Origin of the sequence: Bacillus sp. TL12 (assembly GCF_022625245.1) — a bacterium.
Classification (GTDB): domain Bacteria; phylum Bacillota; class Bacilli; order Bacillales; family Bacillaceae_G; genus Bacillus_A.
This window is the reverse complement of record NZ_JAJJBY010000029.1, coordinates 39,176-57,180: the sequence shown is the minus strand read 5'-3', so window position 1 is coordinate 57,180 and position 18,005 is coordinate 39,176. Positions and strand designations below refer to the sequence as shown.

General features: G+C 35.7%; 17 protein-coding genes. 1 reads left to right on the top strand and 16 read right to left on the bottom strand.

Annotated features, from left to right (window positions below):
* Window positions 1-240: 240 nt before the first annotated feature.
* From LOK41_RS21345 to LOK41_RS21310, 8 genes are all read right to left on the bottom strand, one after another.
* Entirely contained in the window at window positions 241-918 is a 678-nt protein-coding gene (locus tag LOK41_RS21345; protein WP_241818182.1) for an LPD29 domain-containing protein, read from the bottom strand.
* A 151-nt stretch (window positions 919-1,069) separates the two neighbouring features.
* Window positions 1,070-1,348, bottom strand: coding sequence for an AbrB/MazE/SpoVT family DNA-binding domain-containing protein (locus LOK41_RS21340; protein ID WP_241818181.1), 279 nt, complete (start codon window positions 1,346-1,348; stop codon window positions 1,070-1,072).
* Window positions 1,349-1,410: 62 nt separating this feature from the next.
* Window positions 1,411-3,540 carry a type IA DNA topoisomerase gene (locus LOK41_RS21335; protein ID WP_241818180.1) on the bottom strand — a complete coding sequence of 710 codons (2,130 nt, stop codon included), beginning with the start codon at window positions 3,538-3,540 and terminating at the stop codon, window positions 1,411-1,413.
* A gap of 308 nt (window positions 3,541-3,848) precedes the next feature.
* On the bottom strand, window positions 3,849-4,817 hold the full coding sequence (locus tag LOK41_RS21330) for a hypothetical protein (RefSeq protein ID WP_241818179.1): 969 nt from the start codon (window positions 4,815-4,817) through the stop codon (window positions 3,849-3,851).
* A gap of 75 nt (window positions 4,818-4,892) precedes the next feature.
* Entirely contained in the window at window positions 4,893-5,555 is a 663-nt protein-coding gene (locus LOK41_RS21325) for a hypothetical protein (RefSeq protein WP_241818178.1), read from the bottom strand.
* A 44-nt stretch (window positions 5,556-5,599) separates the two neighbouring features.
* Window positions 5,600-6,865 carry a PcfJ domain-containing protein gene (locus LOK41_RS21320; protein WP_241818177.1) on the bottom strand — a complete coding sequence of 422 codons (1,266 nt, stop codon included), beginning with the start codon at window positions 6,863-6,865 and terminating at the stop codon, window positions 5,600-5,602.
* Between the two features lie 329 nt (window positions 6,866-7,194).
* A complete protein-coding gene (locus LOK41_RS21315) occupies window positions 7,195-7,596 on the bottom strand; it encodes a hypothetical protein (protein WP_241818176.1) in 402 nt (133 codons plus the stop codon).
* 52 nt (window positions 7,597-7,648) lie between these two features.
* Window positions 7,649-8,191 (bottom strand): hypothetical protein, encoded by a 543-nt coding sequence (locus tag LOK41_RS21310; RefSeq protein ID WP_241818175.1) that lies wholly within the window; start codon window positions 8,189-8,191, stop codon window positions 7,649-7,651.
* A gap of 129 nt (window positions 8,192-8,320) precedes the next feature.
* On the opposite strand from LOK41_RS21310, the gene LOK41_RS21305 reads away from it, so the two are divergent.
* The gene (locus LOK41_RS21305; RefSeq protein ID WP_241818174.1) at window positions 8,321-8,491 is read left to right on the top strand and encodes a ribbon-helix-helix domain-containing protein; all 171 of its coding nucleotides are present in this window, start codon (window positions 8,321-8,323) and stop codon (window positions 8,489-8,491) included.
* A gap of 31 nt (window positions 8,492-8,522) precedes the next feature.
* On the opposite strand, the gene LOK41_RS21300 is transcribed toward LOK41_RS21305, so the two are convergent.
* Genes LOK41_RS21300 through LOK41_RS21265 form a run of 8 tightly spaced genes read right to left on the bottom strand, consistent with a single transcriptional unit; the run spans window position 8,523 to window position 17,995 of the window.
* Window positions 8,523-9,773 carry a replication/maintenance protein RepL gene (locus LOK41_RS21300; protein ID WP_241818173.1) on the bottom strand — a complete coding sequence of 417 codons (1,251 nt, stop codon included), beginning with the start codon at window positions 9,771-9,773 and terminating at the stop codon, window positions 8,523-8,525.
* A gap of 28 nt (window positions 9,774-9,801) precedes the next feature.
* Window positions 9,802-10,374 carry a hypothetical protein gene (locus LOK41_RS21295; protein ID WP_241818172.1) on the bottom strand — a complete coding sequence of 191 codons (573 nt, stop codon included), beginning with the start codon at window positions 10,372-10,374 and terminating at the stop codon, window positions 9,802-9,804.
* A 22-nt stretch (window positions 10,375-10,396) separates the two neighbouring features.
* On the bottom strand, window positions 10,397-11,434 hold the full coding sequence (locus LOK41_RS21290) for a bifunctional lytic transglycosylase/C40 family peptidase (protein WP_241818171.1): 1,038 nt from the start codon (window positions 11,432-11,434) through the stop codon (window positions 10,397-10,399).
* 6 nt (window positions 11,435-11,440) lie between these two features.
* Window positions 11,441-12,355 carry a conjugal transfer protein TrbL family protein gene (locus tag LOK41_RS21285; RefSeq protein WP_241818170.1) on the bottom strand — a complete coding sequence of 305 codons (915 nt, stop codon included), beginning with the start codon at window positions 12,353-12,355 and terminating at the stop codon, window positions 11,441-11,443.
* A 21-nt stretch (window positions 12,356-12,376) separates the two neighbouring features.
* Entirely contained in the window at window positions 12,377-13,282 is a 906-nt protein-coding gene (locus LOK41_RS21280) for a hypothetical protein (RefSeq protein ID WP_241818169.1), read from the bottom strand.
* Window positions 13,279-15,504: a VirD4-like conjugal transfer protein, CD1115 family gene (locus LOK41_RS21275; RefSeq protein WP_241818168.1), complete on the bottom strand. Its 2,226-nt coding sequence runs from the start codon at window positions 15,502-15,504 to the stop codon at window positions 13,279-13,281. The genes LOK41_RS21280 and LOK41_RS21275 overlap by 4 nt, the downstream gene beginning before the upstream one ends.
* Window positions 15,501-17,318, bottom strand: a complete 1,818-nt coding sequence (locus LOK41_RS21270; RefSeq protein ID WP_241818167.1) for a VirB4 family type IV secretion system protein — start codon at window positions 17,316-17,318, stop codon at window positions 15,501-15,503. Before LOK41_RS21270 ends, LOK41_RS21275 begins: the two co-directional genes overlap by 4 nt.
* Window positions 17,306-17,995 (bottom strand): hypothetical protein, encoded by a 690-nt coding sequence (locus LOK41_RS21265; RefSeq protein WP_241818166.1) that lies wholly within the window; start codon window positions 17,993-17,995, stop codon window positions 17,306-17,308. The genes LOK41_RS21270 and LOK41_RS21265 overlap by 13 nt, the downstream gene beginning before the upstream one ends.
* Between the last annotated feature and the right edge of the window lie 10 nt (window positions 17,996-18,005).

Sequence of the window (18,005 nt, the reverse complement as noted above, 5' to 3'; positions counted from 1 at the left end):
AATCTGAATCATCATCACTTACACCACTGAAATATACATTTTTATCATCATCAAGGACACGAAAACGATGCATTCCTTGATTATAATCTACTTCCTTTCCAACCAATGACCATTTTTTCTCTTCTGGTGAAGTGTGAATGTTATCTTTTGTTATCTTATATCCCATGTATTTTTCTCTCCCTTATGTGTGGTATAATAGGAGAAGGGAATGGATCAGATTCCCTTCTACAAGTCATCTGTTTAGCTGCGGATGGCTTTTTCGTTTTTAAAGTACCTATTTGCTACTCCTGTGAACAGTTGGTCCACTGACAATCCCCTTTCAAAAATCCCTTCCAAATCTTCTTCAGATATATTGCACATTACTTGCATTGCGAGAAGCTTAAATTTCTGCTCTGAAGTTAGCTTATTGATTTCTTTTTCTTTTTTTCTTTGATGAAAGCTCACAACTTCAGCAAGCTTTACTTCTTCTTGTGGCTCTTCCTTTATTTCTACTGAAGTATCACTATCCAATCCTTTCATATGTTCTTCCGCTTGTAGCATTTTTTGTTGATATGTCCAATCATTTATATGGAAATCTTCAAATATTTCTTTTGCAAATTCCTGAATTTGCTTTTTGTATTCTTCCGATAAGCTTCGATTGGCAAATATATAATCAGCACCATTATATATCTTTCCTTGATATTCATAACCGGTTGTTATTTTCATATCTTGCATACCATCAAAAGAGCAAGAATTGAATTTTTCGGTTATTTGTTCAACCTCTTTTCTCATTGGGCCATCTTTCCAATTTACATCTACTGAAGAACCTCCACTATAACTACTAGAACGAACAGAAAATTTGATCCCCGGAAATGCTTTTTTTAACTCCTTTCTAATTTTTTTCGCTGTTTCAACAGCACTTTCAATAATTGCTTCCATGCTTTCATTTCCCCTTTCGTTATTAGTTATCCTTACAAGTCTATTATCTCACGAATACAATAGACTTACAAGTCTATTTTGTCATTTCCTTCAATTACTTTTCGACAAAAAAGACCCTACTAATTAAGTAGAGTCTTTGCTTAATAATTTGCTATTTAACAAGATATTGCTGTAGTTCTTTTATTATATGATCTGCGCCTTCTGGACTAAGAATAATTTTTCCATTTGCTAAAGAAAAATTTTTCGCTGAAATGTCTCCAGTTATCATACAAGCATGGTGAGATTCGTATTTCTTCAAAACAATTTTCTCGTCTTCCACAAAAATCTCCAGTGGATCTTTTTCTGCTATCCCCAAAGTACGTCTTAACTCAATTGGAAGCACAACCCGGCCTAATTCATCTACTTTTCTTGTCATTCCTGTTGATTTCATTAAATCTCTCCTCTATTTCTATAATGTGTTATGTTACCTCTATATTTATTCTAACAAATTGGTTAATTTGATTTAACTGTTTGCTTCTTTTTTGGAAATACAAACTGAATCTTTGCATCTACTAATTTGAGATAGGCGTCAAATTCCTTTTCCGATTTCCCTTTTAATCCTTTAATCAAGTTCGTTTTCTTACCCTCTAACAACTTCACCATATTACCTTCGCTAATTTTCTGTCCTAAAAATTCTTTCGAAACAGAAAATTTACAACTGTTTTTATCGTCCTTAACGTACCCCGTGCAACCATATATTGTTTTCTTGTCTACAACAGGCTTTCCACAAGACGGACATACTCCTATATGATGTTCTGACTTTTTATCCCCCAAAAATTCATTTATCGCCCATGAGTTTACTTGGTCTTTTGCTTCAGTAATTAATTTGTGTGCTAACTTTTTAGAGGTTTCTACAAAAGGCTTATCATTTTTCTTTCCTTCACCAATTCCCTTCAAGTAGACTTCCCATTTTGCGGTTAATTCGGGTGAGCCGATTGCGGTATCCTTAATGGCTTCCACCATCATTTTCCCTTTATTCGTAACGTTTACGGTGTTCTTTGCAATTTTAATGTATGAAAGGGACTTTATTCTCTCTATAATTCCTGATCTCGTTGCTTCGCTGCCAATATCATGTTTTGCCATCAATGTAATCAGTTGTCCTTCTGTATATAATTTAGGCGGTTGCGTTTTCCCTTCATATAGCTTAATTTCTTTTATAGCTACAGATTGCCCTTGTTCTACAATTGGAAGGGTTTGTTCCTTTTGATCCTGTTTCTCTTCCTTTTCTTCTTTTCCAAACACAACTTGCCAGCCTAGATATGTGATTTGTTTCCCTGTGGACTTGAAGAGTGCTGTATTCACTTCCGTAAAGAGATCCGTTTGATTATAGGTCATAGGTTGATAGAAGGTTGCTATAACACTGCGTACCACTTCATCATAGAGCCACATTTCCTCTTTTGATAATGTCTCTATGTTTGGCACTTGATTAGTTGGAATAAGCGCATAATGATCACCGCATTTTTCATCGTTCACGTATGCTTTTTGATCTACAATCGTGTCTCTTTCTTTCTGTTCAATTAAAGTTTGATAGTCCGTGATATTCGCTAACTTTTCTAGAATACTTGGCAATTGTTCCGCTTCCGCTACGGGAATATGCTGATATTCTGTTCGGGGATACGAAAGCATCCTTTTATCATACAAACTCTGAGCTGTCTCTAGTACAACTTTAGGAGACAGCTTATACTTCTTATTCAGCTTTGCTTGTAAACTCGATAAGTTATGCAACTTAGGAGCTTGCTTAGATTTTTGTTCTACTGTCACCTTGTGTATTCGTGCTGTATGCTGTAGCAATTGTTGCAACTTCCCTTGTGCTTCTTCTTTTGAATGAAGTTTCATAATATTATTGTCTTGAAGAAGCTTCCCCACATAAAGTGTTCCATTTGCTTGGAAATGCCCATGAATTTCATAGAATGCTTGCGCCTTAAAACTCTCTTGTTCCTTCTCTCGTTGACGAATCAAATGTAACAAGGATGATTGTACCCTTCCTGCACTAAATACTTCTTTGACACCTTTCTGCTCTCGGAATAACAGGGTAAACAAGCGTGAAGCATTCATGCCAATAATCCAGTCGCTCACAGAACGAGCCTGTTCCTCTAAATAATAACTATGTGTTTCTTCAGCATCCCGTAAATTTTGAAATCCTTTTCGAACTGCTTCATGTGTCATACTTTTTACCCAAAAACGTTTTTGGGGTTTATGATTAACGCCAGCCATGATAATAATATTTTTGGCAATGGCTTCCCCAGCTCTAGCAGGGTCAGTTGCGATAATAATTTCATCCGCTTTTTGCAACCATTGTTTGGCATTTTGGAAGATAGATTTTTTTTCTTTTGATACCTTCATTTTGAATTTCTCTGGAATCATTGGTAGTTGATCCATACTCCAGTTTTTCCATTCTTCTTTATACTCATCAGGGTTACATAATTCGATGAGATGACCCAGTGCCGAAATCATGACGACTTCTTCGTCTCCAAAGATTTCTTTGTCCTTCACCGTAATATGTGTCCCTTCTCGTTTGGCACTTTGGAATGCTTCCGAATAACTTTTCATTTGTTGCGGTTTTTCACATAGTATAACTTTCACGCTAAATTCCCCCTTATTTTATTTTCATTTAATATGACTCTACAAAATAACGCCTTTTTAGTTTTTCCCAAGTGATTTTTAACTTTTTTTTGCAAGGACTAGACTGTTTACAAGGAGTGTAAGCATTATAAGAAGATAGAGCGGTAAGAAGATATAAACCTTGAAAGTATTAGGTAACTCTGGAAAGAAAAACATAACCATAACGTAAATCGCAGTGAATAATGTAGTGAATATGATATTAATACAGGCTTGCTCTCGAAAGTCTCGAAAATTTTGCTTCATTACATAGCATCCTCTCTTAATAAAATTCAAATTTGATAAAAATTGTAATAAACACCTGTCGTTTTCGCAAAACTTAATTCTAACTCTTGTTTCTTTTTGATAATGCTTTCGGAATTTTGATTTTCTGTCCATTTCCTAAAATTTGTTTCTATGTTACGAATAACCGTTTTTAACAAATAATAAAATTCGCGTTCATTCTCTCTCAACTTCCGAGATGGTACTCTTTTATCTTTGCATTCAGTAAATAAAGGCAATGCTAAAGCATCTTCTTCCTTTATCGTTATACTGTTATGTGCTTCTGCTCGATATTCAACCGCAACATCTTTTTCATTCAGATGTAAAACAACTCCAGAAACACTCCCATTTTTAAGAAATATTTTTTTAGGAGGAATACGGTTCTCCAATTGTAACGCTTGTGTTATTGGATCATTTTCAAATGTCCCTACATTAATCATCCATACTTCCGCTTCTAATTGATTAGATTCTGCAACTATTTTCCCTGTAGATAATGGTTCAATCTGGATGAGACCATTTTTAATGAGGGAAACCGTATAAATGCACTCACCTGCTGATAAAGTACGTTTTTGATAGGCATATATATCTGTATCATTTTCTATTAATTGCTTCATTTCATTTTCCAATAGCACTTCTGAAAAATAGGAATAAAAATCTTCAAAGAATCTGTGTATCGTCCCATAATTATCCCTTGTATAATATATGCCATCTTTAAATCTGGCTTTATACACCGTATTTTTTGTAAATAGGGTTTTATCAACAATCGAATCATCAATCATATAAGTTTCAACAATAAAATTACGTGTACATACAACCCCTACATACAAATCACAATTACACTTCATTAAGTGACAGTTAGGACAGAATAGCCAAGGTAGTTCATTTCCAGCTTCTCTCCAATTTTCACTGGCTTTTATTTTTTCTTGCATTCCAGAATCTTCTTTCTCAAGATTTTTCAATTCAAAATTTAAATTCACCATTTAACTAGCTCCTTTCTATATTGTTAGAACTTTCATCCCTAAGAACCTTATTCTCACGGGCAAGAGTTCTTCATATTACTGATCTATTTCCCCATATCCATCTGTATAGTATTCCCCATAAAAATTTGCAGGGTCTGCATTCCATTCCTCAATACATATTCTTCCTAGACTATTTTCTAAGTTTTCGAAAGTAATATGAATGTAATCACGTAAACGTTTCAACTCGTGTAAATTATAATTTTTCAGTTCTTCCTCTACTGAATTTTTATCTCCATAAGGAATCATCATAAGTGATTTTGCTTTCTCCAAAAACTTTTCATTCTGTTCTTGTTCCAATAGCATTTCTTGCTCAATTATTTTGTCTAAATTTCCAACATAAAACCAACTCTGCTCTTGAACATGTTCCAAATCAAGACCTTCCCAATTGTGATACAGTTCAATTTCAACATATTTTCTATCCCATTTTTTTGTATGGGCAGTAAACCCAAAATACTTGCACAATACATTTTCCAGAGGTGAGCCTATGAACCAATTATCTTTCACTCGCTTACTTTTCATTTTCAGCACAATTCCCTCAATGTGTTGTAATAGTTTCCGAACTATTTCTTCTGAATGGTGAGCTGATACATATATCGCTTCTTCATCGTGTACTAAACTCAACTTATGATAAATTCTGTATACGATCTCTTTTCTTTCTTGCACTTCTATATATTCCTTCAACTGTTCTTGTTTCATCATGATTCACCCTCTTCATAATTTAGTTTACATACATTTTCTAAAGTTTAACTTGTCATTCCTAAAACGGTTTCAAAATCAATATCATGAGTAGCAATCTGTATGTTTCTTTCTGTACAATAATCAATCAGGATTCTACTGATTTCTTCTGATGGAGCATCATTATATTTTCCCTTCGCTTGCACCAAAGACCATCGTCTGCCCTTACAATGAAATTCTAAGCAATGTGTAACTTTTTCTTGTTTTTTGTCTTCCATTAAAACAATATATAATTCCTTATCGATTGCTTCTTGTGCATATGAACCTACACATATGTTTAATCGCGTCCCAACTTCTATTAAATGATGGTTGCTCGTTGCTAACAGAAAACGATGGCCTTTTGTTTCTGTTTCCAATTTCAATATTTCTTCTTTTGAATACGGTATTTCCTCATATTCGTACTCTAATTTGTTCATATCACTTGCCAGTACATCGTGTAACTTTTCTAAATCATAAAGTTTTGGCACTTCATACGTAGGTAGCTCTTCCTTTATAACTTCCATCATCCGTACAATATCTCGCATATATTCAAATATATAGTCTCGACTGGTTTCCACCTGTTTTATGATTGCCTTTGCAAACATTTTTTCACTTATGAAATGCCTTTTGATACGTCCAAATTCATGTAGATAATTTGGATTTAGTTGCCCGAATAAATGTTCAATCGGAAGGTAATGAAAATCAAAACGTTTTAAATCAGGGATTCCTGCTAGCTTTTCTAACATATATTGTTTTACATCTGCATTATCAAATAGATGTAAAAGATGTTTATATAGCACCAACAAATGGGGATTTTCAAATAAGATTTTCTGCTCTTTTTTTGCTAGTTTCTTATCCACTAACCATTTCATAAGTTCGGTTTGTTTGTATGGTAATTGAGGTAATTGTGCCCTTTTTTGTTTATTATCTCTTAACTGAAACCTAAAGTGTGAGTATTCCGTTAATTCTATCGGTAACAACATCAATTGCGGATATCTTAACAGAATGGGAAAATGCATCACGCTGATCTTGGAGTATTCTGAAAACCATGTTGGCAAGATCGTCTGCAACAAGGACTGATAAGCTTCCGTTTGTTCTATATACTGTAAATGTTCGGATAAGAGATTCCATTGAAATGAACATGCTCCAAATGTGATATTCGCAATCCGATTCTTCTTGGGATTCTGACTTTTTCGAATCAAATATGTTTGTTTCGTTTGCTTATTGTGAGTGATATTGTATCTATAAACCACTGACATTTTTCTCATTTTCTTTTTCTCGAAATCAAACTTCAAAAGGTGATGATAGAAAGCACAACTATATGTAATCTTATGTTCATCATCAAAAACCTTTGAATAAATAGGACTGATATACGTTGCCCGTTCATACTTCCGATTTGTTCTTTTTTTACAAATCGAGCAATAATATTTATGTTTCTCCCGAAATACTCGAATGAACGCTCGGGAAAATTGATTACAATTCTTACAATGAACCAGATGAACCGTTTCCCCAGACCATACATCGTCAGACTTCATATAAAAGCTTTCTTTAAAAGGATTCTTATATATGATTTCCTCCACAACAAATTCTCCTCTCTTCCAATATTTCAACTTGGTAAACAAGCCTATTCCGTGAAAATAAATAACCCTGTTACTTGCTCTCCTTCTACTGTTTTATAAGGGTCTAATAGTCCAAGTCCTAAACATTTTCTTAAAACTCCTTTATATTTAACTGCTGGAATATCATTAAAGACAAAATCAAATTTATGAAGGTCTTCGAGAATAGTTTCTTTATCCATATCTATTACTGCTAAGTTACATGGCGCATCTAAAAATGAGCTTAACATGACTTCGAATTGCTCTTTTCCTGATTGATTAAGTGTTTCTCTAACAACTTGCACCATTGATTCTTTATCAATTTCCACCGGCATTCTTCGAGCTGAAATTGCATCACATACATAACATTCCGCTGACTCGCAAACAAGCCCACATCTTTTACATACATATATTTCTCTCGTTTTTTTCATTTTTTCTTCTCTCCTTTTGGATTATGAATTTGTAATTCATCATTAAACAACCTTATAAGTAGGCTTCTCCTCTGTATTGGCGCTGAACCTTTGATATCTTCATAGGCTTTTTCTTCGATTTTTTAATTTGCTCCCACATATATTGAAGAACTCGAGCTGTAATTTTTTCTGGAAAGAATCCCTGACGTTCTAAGAGAATATTTTCAATAACCCACGCTTTTCTTGTGTAATACTCATAATCATTCCCTACTTCATCAGCTGTATCTTTAAATTGCGCATCATCATTCAAAGCTTTATTTAATATCCTTAGCCCTGTAAATGTTTGACTCCGTGCTTCTCGTACTTCCTTTAGCAACAAATACAAATCGTACGTATGATACTGTTTCAGCTCTTCTACAGACTGATTGATGTGTTCTAAGAAGATATGTTGTTGCATCTTTGTAAACTCAAAACGCTCACCATTCTGACAAAGCTGTAACACACCTGTTTGTTGTTCTCGAATACAACCACCACAGAATTCACAAATTTCTTGTACGATACCATCTTTATCAACCTGTATCGGAGTTGCACAGTATGGACAGTTCACGATTACCACGCTACCTTTCGTTTGATGATACTCTTATTCTACACCGAACTTAATTAAGTTTCGATAACCTTAATTAAGTTTATTTACATTGCATTAACTTTTACTACTCGATATAATAAGATGTAGAGGTGATTACAAATGAAAACATCGGACTTAAAAACTAGAGATCGTTTCTCTAGCACACTTGATAAGCAGATAAACGAAAAATTCCAACAATTAACAGAAACAACACGCATTAATAAATCTAAATTACTAGACGAAGCTATTAGTGATTTAGTAAAGAAATATGAGAACCCTACAAAGAAATAATGGCGTAGGGTTCTATTTTATTTTCAGTCACTTATCTTTCTAAACTCACCGTAACCTCTTCTTCCATCACAATTTCCTCTTGTTTTTCCTTCACCAATTCTGAAAACTTTTCTACTTTCTTTTCATCTTTTACATCTTCTGCTATGACTGCCAACTCTTCTTTCTGATCTACAATCTTGGCTTGTTGATTTACCAGTAAAATATGAGATACTTTTTCTACTTTTGTGACAAACTCTTCCGCATTCACTTGTTCTATGCGGTGAATATGAGGATGGTGTTCCACAATATATTCCCGTAACGCTTCCATTGTCGCTTCAGGGTGTTTTTGAAATTGTTCTGTTACGATTGATTGAAAATCCTTTTGTACTGGATTTTCAACAGATGGATTTTCTTCTATACGTTGGGCCAAATCAGGCATTAAATTCTCTGTTTCTTTGACAGTTTGCTCTTGTACCACTTCTTCTTCTAAAATTCGTTCCTTTTCATGGACAACTTCCTTCTGACTATCCTTTTCCTCTACAACAAGCGTTTTCTCCTGATTCGGTCTAGCCATTTCCATTTTTTGATTCAGTTCTTGACCCTTTGCAATGATAAGATTGTTCACCCGAACAACACCATCAATCAATTTATTTTTCGCATACTGTTTGACTTGCCCAGGTGCATCTTTTACCGTTTGTACGTTTTGTTTTACCTTTTGTACAAATGCTTCTTTAAATGTTTGGTAACTTTGCTTTACATTCTCTTTTAACGTATGAAGTGATTCTTTCCAAGAAACGCCTTTCTCTTTCTGTTCATAGTATTGATGAAGTGTTTGTTCTAAGCTCTTCACATGTTGATCTAATAACTCCTTCACGTCCTCTTTGGTCAGTTTTGTACCATTTGGATGATCCAAATCCTTTTCTATCATCTGCTGTACCTGTTTCATGCTCTCATTTAATACATTTTTCACTGTGACCGTTTGTAAATTGTCACGTAATGCCCCTATTTCAACTTCTAACCCTGTCTCTTTTGGAATTTGACCTTCGTATTCAAACGTAGGATTCACTTGATATACACCCGATTGAACCCTTTGAAGAAAATCGGATTCTTGTAACGCCTTCATGGTATCGCTCACTGTTCGTTCTGAAACATTTGTCTGTTCCGCTATTTCCTTCTGTGTCATATGCAATTGGTTTTTTGCATCCAATCGTTCCATCACGAAATTCAATACTTGAATTTTTTTCTCACCCTGTAAATGTAAGTCCAATAAAAGATTCCAATCTCGATGATTCTTCGTTTCCATACAAAACCACTCCTTTTATATAAATTAATTAATTGATATATCCCTCTTCACCTAAAGGCTGTTGAATACTGATATCCCCCACAATCCATTTTTTCGATTCAGCACTATATACCATTTGGATGTCCAATACCATTTGTGACGTACTCGTTATACCGTTTACAGTAGTATTGATCCACAAACGAGAGAAAACATTTGCCTTTTCCCCGTTATTCATTGCTGTGTAGTATAACTTTACATCTTTTATATTAGAGACAATTGTTGTTTCTGGAGGTGTTTTTTGCGGCTTTTGTTGTTCACCTGCTGGCTTTAACTTGCCCCTTGCTGTTTCTGTTGTATAAGAATCTATTTTCGCCCAACCTTGCTCACCTTTCGATGTATCATACGTAAAGAATGCCCGTAAAAATGCTTCTGTATCTTTTTTTACTTTCGTTTCCTCATTGTTCTCTTTTGCATGTACTCTGTCTTGTAACCTTGTATTCTCTTTCAAAACCTGTTTATATTTCGTCTCATATTCTTTCACCTCCCCTTTTTGCTTCCACCCATACCCCATTGACACCACCATACCTAGAGATAAAACAACAATTACTATGATACGTCTCATATATACTCATCCTTTCTTATGGTTATTGAACTCGGCCAAATCCTGCTAGATGTTGCTGCCAATAAGGTTTATTTAAATCTGCATAATCAAGTGGATCACCTGCGTGATACATTTGCATATTTCCTTGGTAAATACCTACATGTGTAATGTATGTTCCCGAATTATAAGTAGAGTGAAAGAAAACTAAATCTCCTGGCTTTGCTTCTTCAGCAGAAATACGTTTTGTTTGATTCCACTGCATTTGTGCCGTTCGATCTAGCTGTACACCTGCTGTTCGAAATGTCCATTGAGTTAAACCACTACAATCAAAACTTGTAGTTGGACTAGCTCCACCAAATACATATTTATAGCCTTTATACTTTATAGCTTCAGCCATAACTTTTTGAAAAAATTCATCCCCAACAGCTCCACCACCAGCAATTTCACTAGTTTGATAGTACTTTAAAACTTTTTCAACATAGCTAAAATCGCCGTAACAAAATGGACTTCTGAATCCACATTCCGTTCTTCCTCCATTGTGTTCTAAGGCAAATTGTTTTGCCAATTCAAGCGTATATTCCCCACCATTACGGTTTATAAAATTTAAAAATCCTGGTCCGAAATTATATGTTTGCAAGGCTAATTTAATCCTATTTATATCAGAGGGGCTTTGTACATTTGCTATTGTAATAGAATGTTTAAACTCTTGAACACCGCACCAAATACTGTAATCTGGATCAGTAATACCGTTCTGAATTTTCGGATATCTAGTATTAAATGCCCCCTCTGCTGACTGCATGACATCGAGCTCTCTGCCGCCACTCTCCTGCATAATTAGACTAAGCATCAAAGGTACATAGGCTTCTACCCCAAACTCTTGTGCATATTTTCTTACAAGTGGTTCCCATTTCATCACTTCTGGCGGAACAGTTGCTGTTCCTACTCCTGCTCCTCCCATTGGTGTTTGAGGCTTACTGCCCCCTCCCCACATCAAACAGATGAATAGACTAAACAAAACCAGTATGCCAATCAGTATGGGCTTCCAATTTCGTACAACGGTTACGGTTGCTTTGATATACACGTTTTATCATCTCCTTTTCATAATCATTTGACGTGTAACAAACTTCATCATACTTCCTGCACCACTTGCTACGCCTGTAGAATACACAAACTTTTGTAAGACTGCTGGTGTTGTCACGACTCCTATTAAAATACCTGTTCCTAAAATGGCGTGACCTGATAGCATACAATTGATTCCAAGATATAAAAAACTTACTTGTGCCATTGCTGTCCCGACAATCGCAATGGTTTCTCTCCACCACGTTGAATACATATCCATCTCCTCATTTAAAGCGGATAACGCTACAAAGGGAATTAACACATAACAAAAGACAATCTGTCCTAACCGCATAATCATTTGAATGTACATCATGACAAATAAGATGGCGAGTAATACTAAAAAGAAGATAGTCACAAATACCACTGTTCCTGCTGTCTGCAATTGATAAATTTTTGCTACATTCCCTAACACAATTTCACTAACTGATTTTTCGCCTTTGGCTTGATTTAATCCTAAGAATTTCACAAATTCATCTACCACTAATCCTTTCCCTGAAATGAAACTCACCCAAAACGAATTAATTTTGATCACAATGTCTAAAAATAACGGTAACATAAGAAGGCGATAAGCAAATTTTCCGATATCCCCCATAATCTGTGAGGTCGTTCTCCTTTGAATCGAACCTGTTGAGATTGCTAGATATTGTTTAAACAATTGGTGAATCACAATTGTGCCAACCAAGGCATATACTAGGAATCGAATCCAAGAAAACAAATCTTGTATCACCTGTACATTTTGATATTCCGTATCAATTTTCGTAACACTGACAATCGAACCTAAGAAAAAGTTTAAAAGTTGAATAGATAACTCCACGATCCATCTGGAAAAAGCTTCAATCGGATTCGTTGCGACTTGAAAGAAATCTTTTACCGCTTGCCACATACTATTTCGCTCCTTCGCTCTTTATTGTGCCGGAGGCACGACTGCTTGTTTTTGTTGTAATTTTTTGTTTTCTTCAATCACGATTTTTAATTGACCCACAATTTCTTTTAGTTCAGCTTCCTTGTTTTGTAATTTTGTTTTTAACTTTGTTTTCTCTTGTTCTATTTTTTGTATCTGTTTGGCTTGTTTTTCTGTCTGCTCATCATATTTTGCATTCACCATAGCTGGTTGAATACTATCTTTTGTGATAAAATACAAGTTACAGGAAACCGATAGTGTCAACGCTGCGACACATATTTTGGTGGAAAGAGGGGAAGAGAATGGTGCGAATGACCAAGTTCTCTTTCTCTTTTTTTGTTTTTTTCCCGTTTCCTCTGGTTCTTTGACCAGTTCTTGCAATGCTTCCCATGTCATAGCTTGATAGACTTTTTGTATGAAAGGGTCTGTTATCTCTATTTGCTGAAGCATATATGCTTCAAATGACTCCCCTGAAAACATGAAAGCAAATAACCGCTTGGCATGTGATAACATATCCTTACGATTGAATCCCGTCACTGGCATGTGATCCATTGCATGATACATAAACTTCACATCACCTGTCTTGGTGTAAAAAATATTTTCGGGAATGGGAAGGAGCATCGTTTGTTGATGTGTTTCAAAAATGTGTATAAGATGAGAAGCTATTTTCCGTTTCAATGCTTCATTTTCTTGTTGCACATGGGTAAGAGATAACAAATTCGGTTCTTTTTCATAGCGTAGTATCACATCTCCCCGTACAATATCCGCAAATGTACAAGACAATACATACGGTTGCTTATGCTTCATTTGGTCAAACGAATTTTCTTGCTTTAATTTTGCTTTGGAAAACCGATACACGTATTCTGTTGCTGTTTCCTCTACCGTTCCGTCTCCAAAAACAATAATCATGTTTCCACCTCCACTTTCTCTTTTTTCTCTTTCCTTCTTTGTGCTTCTTTCTCTTCTTGATGTTCGAACGGAGAAAACTCACTCTTTTTTTCTTTGTATATCAAAACAAACGACGTTTGCTGAATAGATTCTGTTAACTGTATATGAATATCTGTTTCCGTTTCTGTTAACTCATACGTAACAGACGTTTCTATATCGGTCATTTCAAAAGCTGTATTTTTTGCAACTAACAACTTAATCGCTTCTTCTTCCTCATCTTCCAAGATCACTGTATACGAAGTATGTATACGTCCATTTTTGTTCATACAATTCGTAGGCTGTACCACCATATCTCCCCATAACTCTCTTTGAATCGTGATAGGAAATTCTAGTGATGATTCCTCCTGTTTATTGTCCTCGTTTTGTTCGTTCGCTTGTTCTTCGCCTTCCAAAGATTCTTCTGATACTGAAATCGGTTCTAGCTTTTCTTCCTCTAATGTTATAGGTTCTGGTCGTTCTTCTTTTAAATGCCAACCCAACTCTGCTTTTTCTCCTGCTTGCTCTTTAAACCACTGATACGCCCATGCTTTCTCTGCATGTATCGGTAATTTCCCTCGTTGAAATACATAGCATTCGTTTTCATCCATCTGATTCAAAAGTTCATCTGGTGTTTTTAACGGTCTCTGTACATACGTGTAAGAATGTTGATTACTATCTAACTCCCCAGGTGTTTGACTATCATTTCGAAGGCGTTTTGTTGTAACACCGAGCCGTTCCGAGAAATATTTTGCTGTATCAAGTGCATTCGTTCCAAGGAAGATGGCAGTATCACAATTGGCAATAATCTCATCTGTCTGTTTTTCTCCATATCGATCCATTAACTGCCCAATACTTTGTACAATCACTGACACTTCAATTCCATACGAACGTGTCGTAGAAAGCCGTTCCGCAAAATCAGGTATTTTCCCGATATTCGCAAACTCATCTAGTAAGAACCGAACTGGTACATCTAATCTGTTATGATTTGTATCTGCATACGCATATAGCTCTTGAAAAAGCTGTGCAAAAAATGTATTGATTAACGCTCTATAGGTACGGTCTGCCACTGGAATCACAACATACAAAGCGATTTTTCTCTTCCCAATATCCGCTAATTGAAAGCTACTATATTTTGAAAAATTACGAACGGACTTTAATTTCCAAAGTTTCATAGCGGCGGCTGCGTTACTCACAATTCCTGCCCATGTTTTTTCTGTAGCATTTTTAACTACTCCGAATGCCATTCTAGCCGAAGAATCTTCAGCCAACTTTGCAAACATTTTTTTCAACTCTTTTTCTGAAGGTTCTGTCAATAACGTGTACACACTTGGCATAGAATGTTGTTCTTTCGGTAGATTTTCTCTCACATATAAAATGCCTGCTGTAATTAAGGAGATAGCTTGCTCTTTCCAGAAAGTATCTCCTGATTGTTGTCCTTCCTCTCCCCCTAATACAAGCGTTGTTGCGAACTTTTCAGCATCTTGATCTAAACCAACATAATCAATCGAGTTATACATATCTGATAAAGCCATGTTAGAAAAATTGATTAAGTATACTTCATACCCCTGTTTTCGCTTCTCACGAGATGTCAGTTCATACAATTCCCCCTTCGGGTCCGACACAACAATCGATTTTTCTGTTGTATTTACAATGTTCGGAAGGATATAACACTGTGTTTTCCCTGAACCCGAACCACCGCCAATGAATACATTTCGATTTAGTTTACTTTCTGGTTTATGAATCATCATTTTATCGTTATAGATTGCTAAAACAGTTCCTTCTTGATTCCTATCATCCGTAATATTCTTTCCATCAAATATTTCTTCTTCACTTGAAAGTGAAGCACTTCCTAAACCACCATATTGGCTCGCATCTTCCATCGTATGAGGTTTTAGCTTTCTCCATGTTTGGAATGTTGCATAGCCAAAGATTCCAAGAAGAATCAATTGCGCATATTGATAAAGTTCTAGTCCGATTGCAAAGGATATCGTCTCAATAGGACTCGTAAGATACGTAATAGCAAGGTCTTTCGCTGTACCATCTGGTAGGTCCATCAATTCGTCTTTATGCTCTAATAAAAAGTCAATCATACGAAGACCAAATGCTACTACATAATCAATCAATAGACAGAAACTGAAAATCATTCCGACTGACAACCAAAATGTCTTCCGAGAATCGGCAAGTGGTTTCTCCTTTATACTCATATAGCTTCACCCTCTTTCGGCTTTCCTCCCATGAGTTCCCATTCAACCTCTGTTGGTTCAATTTGAAGGTGTACACGTTTATCAGCATATATAAAAATCCCTTCTCCCTTATTCTTCTTACGAGGTTTTAAAATACGTCTTTCATTATCCGAAAACTTAATATGCGCTTTTGTCATCAAATCATGGATAGATTTCTCGGCTAGTGGCAAAAACATTTTCATTAAACTATTTTCAATTACAGCTCCACCATAATTCTTTTTCCCATCACTAGCCCGAAGTAATTCTTCCACTTGTTGTGTTGCGCCCCAAACGCTTCCACCATACTTTCGAATCCGCTTCCAAATTTGATAAATAAATTCCATACTTTGTGGATTATGGGGGTCTGCGAATACATGTAATTCATCTAAAAATAACGTTTTTCTTCCCTTTGTTTTGGTGATCTCATCCCATAGAAACGATGTAGCATTAAACATTGCACATAACTGTAATGCTGAACCCACACCAAGTCTTGAAATATCAAACGAAATCAATTGGTTGTCTAAATCTACGTTCGTAGGCTCATTAAAAATACGATTATTCGCACCTGAAACATACTGTTTCAGTACATAGGAGAATAGTTTTAATGTGTCATCTCCTTCTTCTAACTTTTTCATCAGTAGCTCATATAAATCTGCTAAAATAGGAAACTCATGCGCTTGTTTCTGTTCAAAGTTTGTATCAAATGTAATGTTAAAAGGCTCTGATTCATATAATTCCACAAGGTAGGCATCTAGTACCGCTAATTCATCAATGGTCATAGACGGACGCATAATCTTAAAAAAGACCTTTACGCGTTCTAAATGCTCAAGTAGTGGATTTCCTTTCTTCTTCGCATCCCGTTCATAAAACACTTGTAACGGATTAATAATTGTATCGGTGGTATTCGATAGTTCAATCACTTGCCCACCTAATTTTTGAACTAATTCAGTATCCTCTCCCTCTGGATCCAGGTTAAAAATACGAATACCTTCCATAAAATCTCTTAACATCAACATGTGCTTCGTCGTCGTTTTTCCATAGCCCGATTGCCCCAAAATAATCCCATTTCTATTTGATAGTTCCCATTTATTTACGACAATGAGCGATTTTGTTTTCATATTTTTCCCCATTGCAATCCCACGTTTGGAAAACAATTCTGTTTCATCAAAAGGAAAAAAAGTCGAAAATGCTTTTGTATCCATATTTCTCCTTGTATATTCTCCCACCTTATTTTCTAAAATAGGCAGGCACGATTCAAACGCATCTTGCATACGAGAGTTTGGAACATAGGCAAACAGATTACGAGCAGAAAATGCATTATTTACCTTATCCGTTAACTTCTTAAGCTGTTCCAAACTCTCCGCATGAAGCCGAATTAAGAAATGAACCAAAAGCATTCCGCCTGTATCATTCGCTACTAAATCCTCAAGCATATTATTCGCACTTTCTAATTCTTGTTCTGCTCGTTTTCGCATCTCTGGATTTAACTTACCTGAAAGTAACCTTGACTCTAACTCTTCAATCGAATTACTAAAATCTTTAATCATATTTGCCGAAGAAGTCGGCTCTACATGATAGGTAAAAGAAATATTACCCTCTAGCCTATATAATTTTGATAAGAAACCAATGGAGCTTACAGACGGATAATCTGTTATACAAAGTACCCTTTCATATGCATCTCCTACTTGGATATAATCCTTTTCCTCCTCGAATATAGCTGGTGCAATCTGATCTGCTACAGAGAAGCGCTGAAATGTTTGTTCTTCTTTTTTCTTTTTTCCTTTTAATTTGAACATTCCCTATTCTCCCCTCTTGTTCTTTGCTTTTCTTTGGCATCTGAAATCGTAATATAGGGTGGAGATACTTCCTTAAAGCGATTAATACGTGCTTGATAGTTGTTAAAATGAACTTGAAGCATTTGGACGATTTCATTTGCATTTAGAATGTGACATTCTAATCCATCTTCTGAAAGATCCGTAAGATTCTCCCGTATCATTTCTGTACGTTCTAAGAGCGTTTCTAGCCCGTCTCGGATGCTTCCCTCGTCTTCTCTTACTTCTGCACTCAAAAGTAGGTAATGCGCTTTTTTTAAGGTATTCTGGACTTGTGAGGATGTTTCTAAGTAAGACACATATCCCCTTCTTAATAATTGACGGTTTGCATTCGATTCTTCTTCTATCTTTTGTTTTTGATCTTCAACGTAATCCGATAAATCAACAGGTTCTGCTAACACTTCAATTTGAAACTTACACGGTATGCTCGACACAATCGCCCCAAAATCCTCTAGCAATTCTATTTTTTCTTCTTCCCCCATTAATTCCAAATTCATAGTTCCAACTCGAATCCCTGCAATCAAATTTTGATTCTTTGTCAGAATAGCTTGATGATACAACGTTTTGATGGGGATTAAATCCTGCGTTCGTTTGGCTTGTTGTTTCTGCTTTCTCTTTTCTTTCCATTTTTTCAAAGTCATTGTCCCACCT